Source organism: Prosthecobacter fusiformis (assembly GCF_004364345.1).
GTDB lineage: Bacteria > Verrucomicrobiota > Verrucomicrobiia > Verrucomicrobiales > Verrucomicrobiaceae > Prosthecobacter > Prosthecobacter fusiformis.
On record NZ_SOCA01000002.1, the window covers coordinates 457,102 to 473,187 of the forward strand.

Annotated in this window: 14 protein-coding genes; 4 read left to right on the plus strand and 10 right to left on the minus strand. The window is 55.8% G+C overall.

What is annotated here, in order from left to right; genetic code table 11:
* Positions 1-45: 45 nt before the first annotated feature.
* The 8 genes from EI77_RS07760 to EI77_RS07795 are packed head-to-tail and all read right to left on the minus strand — an operon-like array spanning position 46 to position 6,861.
* On the minus strand, positions 46-783 hold the full coding sequence (locus tag EI77_RS07760; protein ID WP_243838720.1) for a tetratricopeptide repeat protein: 738 nt from the start codon (positions 781-783) through the stop codon (positions 46-48).
* An 18-nt stretch (positions 784-801) separates the two neighbouring features.
* On the minus strand, positions 802-1,839 hold the full coding sequence (locus EI77_RS07765) for an SAM-dependent methyltransferase (RefSeq protein ID WP_133794372.1): 1,038 nt from the start codon (positions 1,837-1,839) through the stop codon (positions 802-804).
* Positions 1,840-1,877: 38 nt separating this feature from the next.
* Positions 1,878-2,645: a DUF1295 domain-containing protein gene (locus EI77_RS07770; RefSeq protein WP_133794374.1), complete on the minus strand. Its 768-nt coding sequence runs from the start codon at positions 2,643-2,645 to the stop codon at positions 1,878-1,880.
* Positions 2,642-3,136: a DUF2062 domain-containing protein gene (locus EI77_RS07775; RefSeq protein ID WP_133794376.1), complete on the minus strand. Its 495-nt coding sequence runs from the start codon at positions 3,134-3,136 to the stop codon at positions 2,642-2,644. Before EI77_RS07775 ends, EI77_RS07770 begins: the two co-directional genes overlap by 4 nt.
* A complete protein-coding gene (locus tag EI77_RS07780) occupies positions 3,133-3,468 on the minus strand; it encodes a DUF1475 family protein (RefSeq protein ID WP_133794378.1) in 336 nt (111 codons plus the stop codon). Before EI77_RS07780 ends, EI77_RS07775 begins: the two co-directional genes overlap by 4 nt.
* 35 nt (positions 3,469-3,503) lie before the next feature.
* A complete protein-coding gene (locus tag EI77_RS07785) occupies positions 3,504-4,793 on the minus strand; it encodes an SAM-dependent methyltransferase (RefSeq protein WP_133794380.1) in 1,290 nt (429 codons plus the stop codon).
* Positions 4,790-5,590 (minus strand): DUF1365 domain-containing protein, encoded by an 801-nt coding sequence (locus EI77_RS07790; protein WP_133794382.1) that lies wholly within the window; start codon positions 5,588-5,590, stop codon positions 4,790-4,792. Before EI77_RS07790 ends, EI77_RS07785 begins: the two co-directional genes overlap by 4 nt.
* Complete coding sequence (locus EI77_RS07795; protein ID WP_133794384.1) at positions 5,584-6,861, minus strand: NAD(P)/FAD-dependent oxidoreductase; 1,278 nt, start codon at positions 6,859-6,861, stop codon at positions 5,584-5,586. Before EI77_RS07795 ends, EI77_RS07790 begins: the two co-directional genes overlap by 7 nt.
* A gap of 161 nt (positions 6,862-7,022) precedes the next feature.
* Here EI77_RS07795 and EI77_RS07800 point away from each other — a divergent pair, with 161 nt between their 5' ends.
* From EI77_RS07800 to EI77_RS07810, 3 genes are all read left to right on the plus strand, one after another.
* A complete protein-coding gene (locus tag EI77_RS07800) occupies positions 7,023-10,067 on the plus strand; it encodes a PVC-type heme-binding CxxCH protein (protein ID WP_166647113.1) in 3,045 nt (1,014 codons plus the stop codon).
* Between the two features lie 65 nt (positions 10,068-10,132).
* The gene (gene hemB, locus EI77_RS07805; protein WP_133794389.1) at positions 10,133-11,104 is read left to right on the plus strand and encodes a porphobilinogen synthase; all 972 of its coding nucleotides are present in this window, start codon (positions 10,133-10,135) and stop codon (positions 11,102-11,104) included.
* Positions 11,105-11,108: 4 nt separating this feature from the next.
* Complete coding sequence (locus tag EI77_RS07810; RefSeq protein WP_133794391.1) at positions 11,109-11,843, plus strand: uracil-DNA glycosylase family protein; 735 nt, start codon at positions 11,109-11,111, stop codon at positions 11,841-11,843.
* Positions 11,844-11,852: 9 nt separating this feature from the next.
* On the opposite strand, the gene EI77_RS07815 is transcribed toward EI77_RS07810, so the two are convergent.
* Complete coding sequence (locus EI77_RS07815) at positions 11,853-12,578, minus strand: metallophosphoesterase family protein (protein WP_133794393.1); 726 nt, start codon at positions 12,576-12,578, stop codon at positions 11,853-11,855.
* Positions 12,579-12,615: 37 nt separating this feature from the next.
* Positions 12,616-14,862, minus strand: coding sequence for a M48 family metalloprotease (locus tag EI77_RS07820; protein WP_133794395.1), 2,247 nt, complete (start codon positions 14,860-14,862; stop codon positions 12,616-12,618).
* 346 nt (positions 14,863-15,208) lie between these two features.
* On the opposite strand from EI77_RS07820, the gene EI77_RS07825 reads away from it, so the two are divergent.
* Complete coding sequence (locus tag EI77_RS07825; RefSeq protein WP_133794397.1) at positions 15,209-15,667, plus strand: GreA/GreB family elongation factor; 459 nt, start codon at positions 15,209-15,211, stop codon at positions 15,665-15,667.
* Positions 15,668-16,086: the final 419 nt, after the last annotated feature.

The following is a 16,086-nucleotide window of genomic DNA, read 5'->3' on the forward strand; positions in this document are numbered from 1 at the left end:
GTATGATCTGAAGGTGCTCCCACAGGGGCAGCCGGGAATCCTCCATTACAGGCTTTGTAGCGTCTCTCTGCCACGGCGTTTTGTCTCAGGATCATCCTTTTCGCGGTTAGGCATGGAAAGACCTTGGTTGATCTCTTTTCTGGCTTCTTCCTTTTTGCCCATTTGAGCATACGTGCGGCCTAACTCAATGTAATGAATCAGCCTGTCAGGCTTCAGGGAGATCGCCCTCTTCAGGCAGGTCACCGCTTCCTCATTGGATGCAGTCGGCAGTTCCCCATACACCAGTCTGGCGATTCCCCGGGTGATGTTGTTCATGCCCGCCAGTGCCTGATGCCATCGCCCCAGCAGATGCCAGGCGTAATCGTCCCCGGGATTTAACTTCGTCGCTTTTTCTGCCGCTTCTTTGATCTTTTTAGACGCCTCGATCTTTTCTCGATTCCCCATTAACGGCGTCATCTTCCCATACACAATCGCGATGGCAAGATGGCCGTCAGCATTGTTCGGGGCTGCCTTGACCGCCCGCTGTGCATAGCTCAGCGCGGTTTTGGCAGAGCTCATCTTGTCCGCATTCGTCTTGAGATCATCCATGCGAAAAACATACTGCCGGGCTATTTTGACCAGCAGTGATGCATCCTGAGGCGTTTGCTTTTCTGCCGGCAGATAATGTTTCAAAGCCTCATCCGGTTTGAATAACTGGTCCATAGCATCCCCCTGACGGACCAGATCATTGGCCAATCCAGAGGAGCACAAAGCGATGCCTGCGATGCAAAAGAGGATGTTCATTTTCATATCCGTGGCGGTTTAAGGTTTCACAAAACGGTAGTGGGAGACCATCCATTCTTCTCCATCGCGGTATCCCCACAGCTCTGCACAGGCCATGTAAAAAATGCGCCAGTAAGCCCACCACTTCACCGCCTGGTCCTTGCCGTAGGTATCTGCAAATAAAGGCATAATCTCCGCCTTGTGTTCATCCATCTTGGACAGCCAGGCCTCGGATGTCTTGCTGTAGTGCATCCCGCTCACACACCAGTGATCTTCGATCTTGAGGTCATCTTGGAAATACAGCAGCAGATCATCCGAGGGCATCTGACCGCCCGTGAAAAAGTACTTCGCCATCCAGTCATCATCGCTCGTCACCTCATAGTGATACGCATATTCACGGTGGGTGAAGATATGCACAAACAACTTGCCGCCTGGTTTTAACCAAGTGGATACCCGTCGCAGAAGCTCTTGGTAATTCTTCATGTGCTCAAACATTTCCACCGAGACACAGCGGTCGAAAACGCCCTCACCCACTCCCTCGAAATGAATCATATTGGCGGTGACGACCGTTAGGTTTTTGAGACCTCTCTGTCTTGCTTCAGCGTCGATGAATTCTTTCTGCGTGCGTGAATTGGAGACGCTGGTGATCTGAGCTTTCGGATAATGCTCCGCCATCCATAGCGACAGAGATCCCCACCCGCAGCCCAGCTCTAGAATATGCTGTCCATCTTGCAGTTCCGCACGCTCACAAGTCATCTTCAGCATGATCGCTTCAGATTCGTCAAAGGTCGTTGTCGGCTCCGGCCAATAGCCGCTGCTATACTTCAAATGCTTGCCCAGGCATAGCTGGTAAAAGCGCGTCGGCACTTCGTAGTGCTGCTCATTCGCTTCATCGGTAGCGATGGCCACCGGACTTTTCTTCAGACCTTCCACATGCTGCATCAGCGCCGCCTTTTGATCTTCAATGTTAGGCTGCTTCTGCTTGCGGAGTGTGTTAGCCAGGCGTTGCCGGATGCCAAAGCGGATGGCCGCATCCGGCAGGATGTCTTTCGCGAGGAGGTCGTTGAGATTGAGCATAGGATGGAAAATTTTGCGCGTAAGTCCAGTCGCCAGATTCACTTTTTTGGAAACCACGGCACAAAGGCGCTCGTGGTTCGCTGATATTCCCGGAAGGAATCTCCACGCTTTTCCAGCGACAGTTTTTCCGTGAGGGGAACCCCCGTCACGTTTAACAAGAAGTGCAGCATCGCTGCGGGTGCCACGATGGCGGTCCAGCCCCAGGGCGCAGGCAGTGCCATCAAAAACAGCCCCCACCAGAGCAGCGACTGGAAGAAATAATTCGGATGTCGGCTGTAGTGCCACAGCCCCACTTGGCAGACGGCCTTGGCATCCTTGTTGGTTCTCTTGAATCCCGCCAGTTGGGCATCCGCAATGGCCTCGCCCGTGAGGGCCAGGAACCATAAGCCTAGTCCTGCATATTCCAGCGGGTGAAACGCCTCTGCATCCTGTTGGGAAATGAGATGCACTGGCAGCATCAGCAGCCAGACCAGCAGCCCTTGCATCAGGAAGAAGGCCAGGAAAGCCCTCTCTCGGTTCTTCTTCCATTTTTCCCGCAGCACCGCATAGCGCGGGTCTTCCTTCGGATGATGGCTGGCCACCCGTTTCCATAAATGCACCCCCAGTCTCAGGCTCCACGCCGCCACCAGCACAGCGATGGCCACCCTACGCGGCATCCATCCGTCGTTTGCAAATGCATACCAGGCGGCCACTGGAGCAAAGGCCAGTGACCACGTCACATCCACGAAGGAGTAGTTATCCAATCGGAGGCTCAGCCACCAAGTCAGGAAAAACAGGGTCAGCAGGATGAGTGCGGCGACAGTCATGGTGTGGATGGGCGTAATGGATTGCGTGTGGCCAGATGCTCAATGAGCGGCTTCGAACTGAAATAGATCACGGCCATAAGAACCGGGGCCACCAGACACCAGACCGCGATGCCATACAGAGCCGTCATTCCATAGTCCTTGAAGAAGGGGATGGGTTCGGCAAAGAAACGCTCGATCATGCTTGGGATGTGAATGCTCACATGCGGTGCATTGAAGAGCCATTCACCCGCCCGGTAAAAACCCAGGATCAGCGCCCATTGCAGCGGATAAGCCAGGGTTTTGAAAGCCTGCAAGATCGGCTGGTTCAGCTTCAATGGAACACCCGCTAGCAAGGTCAGCAGCGTGTTGGATCCAATGATGGGGAAGATTCCCAGCGTGATGCCATAGGCGATGGCCTGGGAGATCTTCGCCGGCGTTGTGCCCTGGGTGAGTTGCTGCATGATGGGATTCACCACCCAGCGCCTCCATGGGCCAGTCTTCTTTGGGGTCATGCCTTCCTCCTCAGCAGCACCTCTTCCACCTTACCGTTCATAGGCACCTTGAAGAGCTGGATCAGGGCATACACCGCCATCGCAATGTTTCCCAGAAGCAGGACTGCAATCAGCCATGCCCCGCGGGCCACCCATGAAACTTCCTTGTACGCGATCCAACAGTAAAAAGTGAGGAATCCCCAATACGCATCAAACAGCGTCGCGATCCACCATGGATGCGTCCATGTTTCATAGGGAATCTTCCACAAAGTCACCTGCGTGCTGGCCCAGGTTGTCACGGCCAGCATGGACAGCAGGACCACAATGAAAAATAGACGCAGGATGAGGATCATGACTTTGATAGGTTGAGTTTTATTTGTCGATATTATCACCAGGTTCGGTGAAGTTGTTCATTGTTAGGCCGCGTATAGACAGCCTGAACCACGCTGATGTTGCGAGTGGCAAAGGCCGCCTCACAGTATTGAAGGTAATAGTTCCACTTGCGGATAAAGGTTTCGTCAAAGCCCAGTTCTTTCACTTCATCCAGTCGGGCATTGAAGCGCTCAAACCATAACCGCAATGTCTTCGCATAGCCGGCCCCCAGGTCCTCCAGCCCATGTAGAAAGAGATCACCCGTCTTATTGATGGCTTGATTCACCCGCGCCATGCTCAGCAGCAGAGAACCAGGAAAAATGTGCTTCTGGATCCAATCCACACCTTGCACCAAATTCTTATATCGGCAGTCCGGCACAGTGATCACCTGAAAAGCCAGCAACCCCTGTGGTTTCAGCACCTCCTGGCATTTCGCGAAGTATCCATCCACATACGCCTCACCCACCGCCTCCAGCATTTCGATCGAGGCGATCTTATCATACTGCCCCGTCACCAGCCGGTAATCTTGCAGACGGATCTCCACCAAATGGTCCAGGCCCTCCCGCTTCACCCGCGCCGTTGCATAATTGTGCTGCTCTTGGGAGATCGTCACCGCCGTCACCCGGCATCCGTATTCTCTCGCCGCATGCGTGCAGAAGCCGCCCCATCCGCAGCCGATCTCCAGTACATGATCAGTCGCCTTCAGTTCCAGCTTCTGGCACAGCGCATCATATTTGCCAAACTGTGCTTCTTCCAACGGCTGGCCTTCATGCTCAAAACGCGCCGCAGAATAAGTCATCGTCTTGTCCAGCCAGAGCGCGTAAAACTCATTCCCCAGGTCATAATGTTCTGCGATATTCCTCCGGCTTGTCTTCAGGCTGTTAGGTCGCAGTAGATGCAGAGCTCGGTTGTAAGCCCGCAGCAGATTCATCCCTCGCAGCTTAGTGGATGAGGCGGCACTTCCTTGGGTCGCGTGGATGTTTTGGATAAACCATCGGATCACCCCGGCCACATCCTCCGCATCCCAGTCACCATGCACATAGGCTTCACCAAAGCCGATGTTACCATAGAGCGCGCATTGGCGGAAGAACTCCACATGATGCACGCGCATTTCCAGCATGTCTTCCGCATCAGGATTTCCCAGCCGGTGTTCGCGACCGTCCGGCAGCACCATGCGCAGGCCGCCCACAGGGAAGCTTCGCAGGGTGCTCATCACCAGCCTTTCATAAAAACATGCCCGCTGAGCTTTGGCGGTGGAAGTGGAGACAACTTCGGTATCTTCGAGGCTGAGCGTAGTCGGGTTCATGGCTTGATGGGAGAAATGGAGCGATGGGGGCGGAAGACGCCGCGTTGCAGGTCCGGCTGATCCGCTTTCCGATGCACGCGCAGGCCCTTCATCCAGAGCCTGAGTGCATGCCAGTGAATGAGGAAAATCACCCGCAGCGTCAGCAGTGGATACTTGAATGCACAGGCTAGCAGCGCCGAGTCCGTCAGTGGCCGCCGATGGCCTGTCAGGCTGGTGAGCATCACCCGCTCCCCCCCTTCACGGTCATCCACATGGATCTCCAGATGCTCCGTCGGCAGGCGCAGTTTGAAATCAAAGTTCAGTTCCAAGCCAAAGAATGGCGATACATAAAAATGCTTGGGAGTCGTCAGCCGGAAGCGGTCCCCCTCATGCCGTGTCAGCACATAAGGCTTCTGCTCATGAAAGGTGTTTGTCACCTCCGCCACTGAACATACCGGCTGACCCTGGGCATCGTAGCAGTAATAAAAGCAGACCGGATTGAAAATATACCCCATGACCCGAGGGAAGGTCAGCAACTTCACCTTGGCGATGATTGAAGCATCCACGCCAGCTTCCTGGATCGTCTGCAAAACATTCGCCTTCGTCTCCTTCGCATCTCTCACGATGTGATCTTCATCATAGAAGGAGAACAGCGCCCACCTGTTCCGTTTAAAGAATCGCAAATGGTTGGATAGCTCATCCAGTTCATCCAGGTCCAGCCATAGATAAAACAGCCGATAGCTGAACCGGTGCACCTTCGGCTTCAGCCGGTGATGCATCACCTCGCATTCGTAAATGGCGGACGCTGCATTCACCATGGCTCCTCCCCTAACAGGTCACGGCACAGGTTCACCGCCGACATGAATCCGTCTTCATGAAAGCCGTAGCGGAACCAGGCCCCGCAATAATAAGTCGTCTGGTCTTTGGAGATCTGGTTTAGCTCAGGCAGTCTTTTTTGCGCTGCCGTTGCTTTCACATCAAAGAGCGGGTGCTCATAAGAAATGCGTTTGATGACCTTGGTCGGGTCAATGGCATCCTCCCCGTTGACGCTCACAAAGTAGTTCTTTTGATCGGATACGCCCTGCAGCAAATTCATCCAGTAATGCGTGCTTGGCTGGATGACTCCGTTAGCGTCAAATTCGATGTGATAGTTCCACGACGCCCAGCACTTCCTCGTTCTCGGCATGAACCGGTCATCCGTATGCAACGTCGCGATGTTGGACTGATATTTGAAATGCGGCAGCAACTCCAGTTCCAGTGCCGTTGGCTCCGCCAGCATCTTAAGGCTCGTCGGCGCATGGGTGGCCAGGATGACCTTGTCAAAAACCTGAGGTTCGTGACCCTTCACATACACCTTCACCTCTCCATCATGTCGCTCAATTCGTTCCACTGGTGAGTTCAGATGAATACGTTCCCGAAACGGAGCCACCAGCTTACGCACATACTGCCGGGAGCCATCCACCACCGTCCACCAGGGGTGCCGGGTTTCCATGCCCAGGAAGCCATGGTTGAACCAAAAGTGCATCAACGTCCTTGCCGGAAAATCCAACATCAATTCCGGTGGCGTGGACCACACCGCGCTGCCCATCGGCAGGATGTAAAGATCCAGAAAATCCTGCCCATACCCCCGCGCCTCCGCATACTCCCGCAACGTCATGTGCTCAAACTGCGGATCATTCATCGCTGCCACCGTCTCTTCGTTGAAGCGTTTGATCTTCAGCAGGAATTTCCAAAAACGCGGGCTTAGCAGATTGCTGCGCTGGCCGAAAATGGTATCCAGGTTTTTGCCATTGTACTCATAACCAGTCGGCAGATGCCGCAGACTAAAGGACATGTCCGTCCTCTTGGTCTCCACCCCCAGTTCTTTAAACAACCGGCAGAGCAGGGGATACGTCTGGTGATTGAAGACCATGAATCCCGTATCGATGGGCAGCCTTCGGCCATCCTCAGTCACTTCCACCGTATTCGTATGCCCGCCAATATAGTCTGCTGCCTCGTATAATGTGATGTCGAACTTTTTGTCTAAAAAATAGGCGCATCCTAAGCCGGAAATACCGCTCCCGATGATGCATAGACGTGGTTTTGACATGGGCGTGTTTAATATTTTGTCGAATTCACCCAGTTCTTCGACTGCCACCGCCGGGTGGATTCATCTCCTTTTAAAGGACCGCCATAAAAGTACCTGTTCCCGTCATCCGGTGCCGAGACACGGGGATGCCAGACACGTTGGTAGTAAGGATACCCTCCCGCATGAAACACTTTCTCATCCTCACCCTCGGGCTTTCGGTCGTCGCCTATGCCGCCCCCCCGCCTGCGGATGGCATCAAGTCCAAGACCACCTATGCCGCTGCTTATGGCCCCACGAACAATGAGGCCATGGTGGACCCTGCCAAAGATTTGCCCCGCTATCCCGCCGTTGCACCCAAGGACGCGGCGGCTACCTGGCAGGTAAAAACAGGCTTCCGGCTGGAACTCGTCGCCCATGAGCCTCTGGTCCGTGATCCCATCGCGGTTTGTTTTGATGAGCGTGGTCGCATGTTCGTCTGTGAAATGATCGACTATTCAGAGATGCGTGACGTCACCCCTCACCTCGGTCGCATTTCCATGCTGGAGGACAAAGACGGAGATGGCTTCTTTGAAACCAGCCAGGTCTTTGCCGATAATCTCCCCTGGCCCACCGGCCTCATCTGGGCCAATGGCGGTCTTTACGTTGGAGCCACGCCAGACATCTGGCGCTTCGAGGACAAGGATGGCGATGGCACTGCTGAGGTGCGTCAAAAGATCTTCACGGGCTTTGGCACCGGATTGAAAATCCTCAATGTCCAAGGCCTCATGAACAGCTTCCAGTGGGGACAGGACAACCGTATCCACATCCTCGCCGGTGGTGGCAACCGGGGGGCGATCCAATGTCTCCTCCGACCGGAACTGCCTGCGCAGGAACTCGGCGGTAAGGATTTTTGGTTCGATCCCCTTACTCACGAATTTGGCCTGGAAGGTGGAGGTGCCCAGTATGGCATGAGCTTTGATAACTATGGGCGCAAGTTCGGCTGCTCGAATTCAGACCACCTTCAATACTGGGTCTATGACACCAAGTATGCAGCCCGGAATCCCTACTACTCGATGCCTGCTGCCCGCACAAGCATCGCGGCGGATGGCGGTGCTGCCGAGGTATTCCGCCTGAGCCCGGATGAACCCTGGCGCATCATCCGCACCCGCTGGCGTGTTGCTGGTGTGGTCAAAGGTGCCGTGGAAGGGGGCGGTCGCGTCAGCGGTTACTTTACCGGCGCTACGGGCACCACCATCTATCGTGGGGATGCCTATGGCCCTGACTTTTTAAACAACAGCTTCACGGGCGATGCCGGTGGCCAGCTCATCCATCGCAAAATCATTCGTTATGCCGAAAACGGCATCGACCTCGTTGGCGAGCGTCCCGCGGATGAACACGGGATCGAATTCGCCGCCAGCGATGACACCTGGGTCCGCGTGGTCAACTTTGCCAATGCCCCCGATGGTCACCTCTATGTCTGTGATATGTATCGCGAGATCATCGAGCATCCCTGGAGCGTACCTGACGAAATCAAAAAACATCTCGATCTAAACAGTGGCAATGACCGTGGCCGCATCTGGCGCATCGTCCAAACCGGCGCGAACAAGCCCGCCACCTATCGCACCCGGCCCGCTCTGGACCAAGCCTCAACCGATAAACTCGTCCAGACCCTCGCCCACCCGAATGGCTGGCATCGCGATACCGCCACCCGTCTTTTGTATGAAAAGAAACGACTGTCCTCCATGCTTCCTCTCCAGGACATAATGGAAGGCGACACCGACCCTGTGGCCAAGCTTCATGTTATGCAGGCTCTTCAGGCCATCGGTCAGCTCACTGAAGACATACTTCTCATCGCCCTCAAAGACAAAAACCCTTTCGTTAAGGAGCGGGCACTGACTTTGCTGGACAGTGTTTACCCGGATGCTCAATACCCCGCTGAGGTGATGAAGGTAATCACCCATTATTCATTCAAATCTTCCTCTCCAAGGGTCGCATATCAACTGGCGCTCACCCTGGCCGGCCTTCCAGCAGGCCATGATGCCGTCAGCGAATTGCGTTCTATAGGCAGAAAGCCACGTCTTGTCGAAGCGATTGCCAGCGGTCGGCCAGAACACGCCTTTAGACTGCAAAAGGAAATGGAGCGACCTGCAGGAAAAGTGGGGCACCCCCACGAAGTCCAGCTTGCTTTGATTGACATCATCGGTGCACGCAATGAAAGCGCAGAAGTCCAGGAGCTGCTTCAATTGTGGACACGCGATGACAGCCGTCTTCAGGCTGACAAACTCGCTGCCCTCGGCACCGGGCTTCGCCGCGCAGGCACCACCCTGGCCAAAGTGGATAAGGAAGGCAAACTCACCGCCGTTTTCACCAAAGCCGTAGCGACTGCCCAGGACGCCACCGCCGAAGAGCGATCCCGGCTCGAAGCCCTCAGCCTTCTTTCCCTAGCCACCCCAGATCAAGCTCAAGAAGCCTTGGAGGCCTGCCTGAAATCGGACCAGTCCGCCGCCATCCAAACGGCTGCCGTGATGGCGCTCAAAGACCTGACCCCAAAAGGCCTCGCTCATCTCTTGCTCACAGCTTGGCCCGGCCTGAAGCCCAAGGCCCGTGATACCGCCCAGGCTGCTGTATTGGCACGGGATGACAGCGTGCTTGCTCTTCTGGAATCCATGGGAGCGAATACTCCAGTCCTGAAACCGGCTGACCTCAGCGCCTCACAGGTCCAGGCTTTGGCGAAGCATAAGAACGACAAGGTTTCCGCTCTTGCCAAAACCGTTCTCGCTTCCGTCATCCCACCGTCGCGTGAGGAGGTCGTGAAGAAATTCCAGCCCGCTCTCAGCCTGAAAGGCGATGCTGCCGCCGGCAATCAGGTCTTCATGGCCCGCTGCTTCGCCTGCCATGTTGCCAACGGCCAGGGGATCGAAGTCGGCCCCGGCTTCACCACAGTCAAAACTCGCGGTAAAGAAGGCCTGCTCACTGCCATCCTCGAGCCTCATAAGGAAGTCGCCTCCCAATACATCGCCTACACCGTGAATACCAAAGACGGCCAGACCCTCAGCGGCATCATCGCCAAGGACGATGCCAGCAGCATGACCCTCAAGATGATGGGCGGTGCCGAAATCACCGTTCAGCGCTCGAACATCCAGGGCAGCACTTCCAATGGCCAAAGCCTCATGCCCGAAGGCCTGGAGCAAGGCATGACCGTCCAGGAAATGGCGGATCTCATCACCTTCATTGAGACCGCAAAATAATCCGGCCACCACATCCGGCCATACAACACATTTGATCTCCCCTCAGCCCCCGCCATCATGAGGGCATGAATCTGCCCATCCGGCCACGCCGCAACCGCCAGTCACCCGCCATTCGTGACCTGGTCCGCGAAACCGTCCTCACTCCTGGCAATCTCATCTACCCCCTGTTCATTCAGGAGGGGGATGAAAACACACCCATCGCCGCCATGCCCGGCTGCCAGCGCTGGTGTTTGGCAGACTTGGTCAAAGAAGCCGGTGAAGCACACGCCCTCGGCATCCCCGGCGTCGTCCTTTTCCCCCGCATCCCTGATGAACTCAAAACCCCGGGTGCTGAAGAATGCCACAACGATGCAGGCCTCGTTCCTCGTGCCATCCGTGCTCTCAAAGCTGCCCATCCCACTTTGATGGTCATCACCGATGTCGCCCTGGATCCCTACAACAGCGACGGTCACGATGGTCTCGTCGCTGCCGATGGCCGCATCCTCAATGATGAAACCGTCACCGTGCTCTGCCAGCAGGCCCTTTGCCATGCCCGCGCCGGTGCGGATATCGTCGCCCCCAGCGACATGATGGATGGCCGCGTCGCTGCCCTTCGTGCTGCTTTGGATTCCGATGGGTTTACGCAAGTATCCATCATGAGTTATACCGCCAAGTACGCCAGCGCCTACTATGGCCCCTTCCGGGGTGCTCTGGATTCCGCTCCCAAGGCTGGAGATAAAAAGACCTATCAGATGGATCCCGCCAATACCATTGAAGCCCTGCGCGAAGCCGCCCTCGATGAATCCGAAGGGGCGGATATTCTCATGGTCAAACCCGCCGGTCCATATCTGGACATCATCACCCGCATTCGTGATGCCAGTACCCTCCCCATCGCCGCGTATCAGGTCAGTGGAGAATACCTCATGATCAAGGCCGGTGCCGCCGCAGGTTGGCTGGATGAGGACAAAGTCGCTCTGGAATCCCTCCTCGGTATTCGCCGTGCCGGGGCCAATATGATCCTAACATACTTTGCCAAAAAAGTCGCCGCCGTTCTCTGATTCCATGTCCACCTCTGCCCGCCTCATCCAGGCCGCCCGCACTTTGAGCGATGGCCTCCGCTCCCTCACTTTCGCCCCGCCCACAGCATACGTTTACTGCCCGCTCGATTACGCGCGTGTCCCTCATGAGCTCTACCTCAGCCTTTATGGCGAAGGGAAAAAGCGAGTCGTCTTCGTCGGTATGAACCCCGGACCTTTCGGCATGACCCAGACAGGCGTGCCATTTGGAGAGATCGCTTCCGTTCGCGACTGGATGAAGATCGAGACCCCCGTCGGCCATCCTGAAAAGGAGCACCCTAAACGCCGCGTCACCGGCTTTGCCTGCAAAAATTCAGAGGTCAGCGGTCGCCGTCTCTGGGGCCTCTTTGCTCAGCGTTTTGGTGCGGCTGAAAACTTCTTTAAAGACCACTTTGTCGCCAATTATTGCCCTCTCGTTTTCATGGAGGAAGGCGGCCGCAATCGTACTCCAGACAAACTTCCGGCCAACGAAACCGATGCCATGGAAAGTCTTTGCGATGCTCATCTCCGCGATGTCATCACCACCTTGGACCCGGAATGGGTCATCGGCGTTGGAGCTTTTGCTGAAGCCCGTGCCCAGCGTGCCAAGGATGCCCTGGGCAGCAGTTTCAAAGTCGGCCGCGTCCTTCACCCCAGCCCTGCCAGTCCCCTGGCCAATCGCGACTGGCCCGGTGAAGCCACCCGTCAGATGGTCAAACAGGGCGTTTGGTCTGCTGATTGAGCGGTGAAATCAGGCCTGCTTTGCCACCAGAATATCCGTGGCTGTCGGCGGATCTCCCAGCAGGTCAGCCATTGTGAAGGTCTTGATCACGCCCGCCTGATTTGCCTGCACGAATTCTCCGGTCGTCACGTCCAGGCAGGTCAGCCATCCTTCTCCATAGGCCCACGTATCCAGGCAGATCGCCTGCGGCTTCAGCGCCGGGATGCCGTTTTTTTGCGCCGTATGACCGCAGACCATCATCTTTCCTGAAACATGCGGAAAGCTGTCGTCAAATCGTGTCCAGAACAGCCAGTCATCACTTTGCTCACTCAATGGAAAAACCGAGTTTGCATTCGCATGCACAAAAAGATGATGCTCCGTCTCCCAGTGACGCAGACAGCGCTCGCTGAGAAACTCCACATGGGCAGGAGTCACCTGTCGCCAGTCCATGACGGTGGCTTCCGGTGCATACGATATCAGAGTCTCCCTGCCTCCCACTCTCAGCCATGCCTCGGGGTCCACCTGTCCTGCCATGGCATCCAAAAATAGGATTTCATGATTGCCCGTCAATGGCTTCAGTTGCGTCGTCTTCTCCAGCTCCAGCAGAATGTCCAGCACCCCCTTTGAGTCCGGTCCCCGGTCCACATAATCACCCAGGGTGATGACGATATCATCGCTCCCGGGCTGCACCGTATTCAACAGTGTCCGAAGAGCGATGGAGCAGCCGTGCACGTCACCGATAGCCAGGATTCGCATCAGCCCACCTTTGCGCGTCCTGGCGCAGGCGTAAACATCATTTTACAGGCAAACGCGTCTTCGGTGCCAGGGGTTGCTGCTCGTGCATCTTGGCAAATTCTTCCGGGATCAGCAGTTCCGTTTCACTGCCAAAGCTCATCGGCCCCAGAAAGTGCATCTCCGTCAGTTCCGCAGATTCTGCCAGCCAGGCATACGCCTTATGATACAATTGCAGAAACCGGTCCACAAACGGCGCGATCACATCTGCCGCGTCTGCCGCCATTTTGGCGGACATAGCCTTCGTATCCACCACGGCCCCCGGGTTCATGGAGATGCTCACCGGCTCCGGCAGTTTCCCCCTCAGCAGATGTTCGTGCAGCGGGATTTTCCTTTTGTTGGAGGCGAAGGGGTACATCGCCCCATCCATAGTGGACAGGATCTGGCGTATCAGGTTGGTCATCTTCGGTACCACCGCTTGCAGGGCCTGGAAGGAGTCTCCCGTATCATGCAGCCCGGTGTATCGGGCACCCAGCGTTTGAAAGGCAAAAAAAGTGGTCAGCAGTTCACGGAAGCTCGGCAGCCCGCCAGCCATGGCTTCATAAATAGATACCCACGCAGGCAGTTCATCCCGCCGTGCCCTCAGCACATCATCCAGTTGCTCCTTCTCCACCCACCACAGCAGCCCCAGCGCTGCGGCGAACCGGCTTTCCATCTTCGCCTCATAGGTCGCCAGCGTGGTCTCCATATGCTCCATGAGCATCCGTTGCCTCGCTGCTTCGTTCTTGAGCGATTGCGGCGTCGTATCATCCGTCCCAAACTGAATTCGCGAGATGGTGAAACCCGCCAGGCTCAGCAGCGCGGCTGACTCCAAATCCCGCCGCCTCTGCCACGCCAGATTCCATTCCTGCAGCGCCAGCTTTAGCCGCCCGCCCCATTCGCGAATCTCCTCCCGCACCCGCAGGATCTCATCCTGCAAATGCAGCTTTCCAGGTGAAATTTGATGCGTGCCGCCCAGCCCACACATCGCCCGCTCTGGATGCGCTAGCCCACCAAAATAGCGTCGGATCGTCACTAGCGATTCATCTTCCCGCCGGTTTTGGTGGATCACCTCCTCATCCGCCACCAGCCGGTTTTCATGCAGCCCGATCCCCAGTTCATGCTGGTAATAAAAGCACGTCACCTGCCGGGAGAGGTCCACAAAACCGCGGATCATCGTCGCTGCCGGCGCATCCACTGCCAGCTCCTCCACGATCACCGTCGCCGCGTGCCTCTTTCTTTTTTCCGCTCCAGTCACCGCAACGCCTGGCGGCTTGCTCGCCCGCGCCACATGCCGCGCCAGCAGCAGGGATAGATTTTCAGGCAGCCTGTGCTGTCCGATACCTCGTTGGATTTCCGTCCGCGCCGTCTCCCAGGCCGTTTGCAGCAGCCCCACTTTTTCATTCACCCCGCGCCATTCCTCCTTGCCGATCACATTCACCGCCGCCCGGTCTGCTCCCGCTGCCAGCCGGGCCAGCGCCACCGCACTGATTAACCGCGCAGAAACCACAAACAAACCAAAAGGCACCTTGGCGATCTCCATCCAGATCCAGGTGATCACGCGCACCAGCCGCTGACTGCCCGTTTCCTTTTTCCGTCGTGTCCGCAACTCCAGTTCCCACGGATCCCGCTCATGCAGCGCACGGTAAAACCACGTATTCAGTTCCCTCACCAGATGGGAAAAAGTCGTCCCCAGCCCCCCCGCGTTCATCGCCAATTCTCTCGTCAGCAGCGCAGTGAATTCACGCGCATTCATCACGGAGACAATGGGCAGCCCGATGTGTAAAATCAGCTCTCCCCCCGCCACTCCCAGCATCCCGTCCTTGACGGATGACCGGATGCCAGTCGTTGTATCCAGCCAGATCTCCTCCGGCGGCTCCAGCCTCAGGTGCCAGCAGATCTCATCCACTTTTTCAAACAGTTGCGGCTGGCTGGATGGCGTGACTTGCAGCGCCACATGAATGGAGGGCGGCTTCGTCATCAGAGGTCGCAGCATGAAAATCCACGTCACCGTTCCGGCCACAATCGTGGCCACAGGCATCGCGTCCTTCCACTGCCATCTCTCCGCCAGCGCCAGGGAGGTCACCCATTCAAACCCGATCCACCCCACAAAAAAACCCAGCACCACCACCGTTAGCACATACACCAGCGGCAGCATCAGCGTCAGGCTGCTCGTCACCAGCATCAGCAGAAAATGCAGCGGCCCACGCCACGGCGTCAGGCGCACGCGCTTCTTCGGCTTGAGGGCAGGTAAATCAAACTCAGACATTGCAGAAATCCCGGTTTAATGAAAATAGCGTAAGGTTATGGTAATTACACATTCTTTTTGCCCTACGCGGTAAAAAAATATCTCTTCACCTCGGGAATGGGCAAACCGCGAAGTCAAAAAGGGCACTGGGTGAGTTGCCAAAGGCAAATCCTCCGCACTTTCCACAGCCTCTCGTTAAAATTGATCGTCAATGCTTTACTGCAACGTCTCCTGAACCCAACTTGCCACATGAGTTCAAACTGTCCTATGATGCTTTGATGGCATCGAGTGGTCTCGACGAAACTCTGCACATTTTGTTGAGGATAGGTCAGGCCCAAATTAGCTCGTTGTTCACAGATCCAAATTCATGACCAAAACTGCCGTACTCACCGCCCTTCAAATCGTCCTTGCTGAAGAGCTAGAGGTATTGACTCGCGGTGCCCGCGCCTCATTTGCTGCTGCTACGGACCCTGACAGCAAGGCGGAAAACAAGTACGATACCCGCACGCTTGAGGCGTCCTACGTTGCCCGCGGCCAGGCGCAGCGCGTAGCGGAGCTCCAGGAGGCGGTGCATCAATTTCAGGCTTTAGCCCAACAACTGACTGAGAGTGCCACCATTCGAGTTGGCTCGCTCGTCACCCTCAATGACGAGTTTCTGCACTTCCTAGGTCCCGCTGCGGGTGGAACGGAAGTAACCATCGAAGGTCAAGAGATCCTCGTCATCACCCCAGCCTCCCCCTTGGGGCAAAAGCTAATGGGCAAGCAAGCAGGAGACACCGTCGAAATCGGCGGCGGCCGCTCCTTTCGTGTCTCCGCTGTCGTATAGCCCCCTCTTCAACTTGCTAACCCCCTGCTTGTGAAAGGCCGACTTATGAACGATGTTAAACAATGTTTTATCATTCGCTCTAAATGGTTCTCCTTCCATTCCCTTTTCCCCATCGGCTTCCCCAATGGGGAATTTCTTCCCCCTTTGTAACCTGCTGATAATGAATGTTTTACAGCATAAAATCCCCAGATGGGGAAAATTTTCACTTCTCCCCATTCCCCATTCACCGCTAAAACAATTCACCTGGTCGCGAAAACCATATTCACTGAGAAAATATTTATGGAAATTTGAATCTCCTTTCCCTTATATCACCAACGCCCTGATCCAATCTCAGGGTGAAATTTTTCTACCCTCAATCTTTTTACCCATCACTTCAAACCCGGAGCCACCTCAGTCGGAGGCACCGTTCCCCGATAGAA

Excerpts from the sequence above, each read along its gene's own strand:
- hemB (WP_133794389.1), top strand. The coding sequence starts at position 10,133 with ATGAATCTGCCCATCCGGCCACGCCGCAACCGCCAGTCACCCGCCATT.
- EI77_RS07810 (WP_133794391.1), top strand. The coding sequence starts at position 11,109 with ATGTCCACCTCTGCCCGCCTCATCCAGGCCGCCCGCACTTTGAGCGAT.
- EI77_RS07820 (WP_133794395.1), bottom strand. The coding sequence starts at position 14,862 with ATGTCTGAGTTTGATTTACCTGCCCTCAAGCCGAAGAAGCGCGTGCGC.
- EI77_RS07800 (WP_166647113.1), top strand. The coding sequence starts at position 7,023 with ATGAAACACTTTCTCATCCTCACCCTCGGGCTTTCGGTCGTCGCCTAT.
- EI77_RS07770 (WP_133794374.1), bottom strand. The coding sequence starts at position 2,645 with ATGACTGTCGCCGCACTCATCCTGCTGACCCTGTTTTTCCTGACTTGG.
- EI77_RS07785 (WP_133794380.1), bottom strand. The coding sequence starts at position 4,793 with ATGAACCCGACTACGCTCAGCCTCGAAGATACCGAAGTTGTCTCCACT.
- EI77_RS07790 (WP_133794382.1), bottom strand. The coding sequence starts at position 5,590 with ATGGTGAATGCAGCGTCCGCCATTTACGAATGCGAGGTGATGCATCAC.
- EI77_RS07815 (WP_133794393.1), bottom strand. The coding sequence starts at position 12,578 with ATGCGAATCCTGGCTATCGGTGACGTGCACGGCTGCTCCATCGCTCTT.
- EI77_RS07795 (WP_133794384.1), bottom strand. The coding sequence starts at position 6,861 with ATGTCAAAACCACGTCTATGCATCATCGGGAGCGGTATTTCCGGCTTA.
- EI77_RS07780 (WP_133794378.1), bottom strand. The coding sequence starts at position 3,468 with ATGATCCTCATCCTGCGTCTATTTTTCATTGTGGTCCTGCTGTCCATG.
- EI77_RS07765 (WP_133794372.1), bottom strand. The coding sequence starts at position 1,839 with ATGCTCAATCTCAACGACCTCCTCGCGAAAGACATCCTGCCGGATGCG.
- EI77_RS07775 (WP_133794376.1), bottom strand. The coding sequence starts at position 3,136 with ATGACCCCAAAGAAGACTGGCCCATGGAGGCGCTGGGTGGTGAATCCC.
- EI77_RS07760 (WP_243838720.1), bottom strand. The coding sequence starts at position 783 with ATGAACATCCTCTTTTGCATCGCAGGCATCGCTTTGTGCTCCTCTGGA.
- EI77_RS07825 (WP_133794397.1), top strand. The coding sequence starts at position 15,209 with ATGACCAAAACTGCCGTACTCACCGCCCTTCAAATCGTCCTTGCTGAA.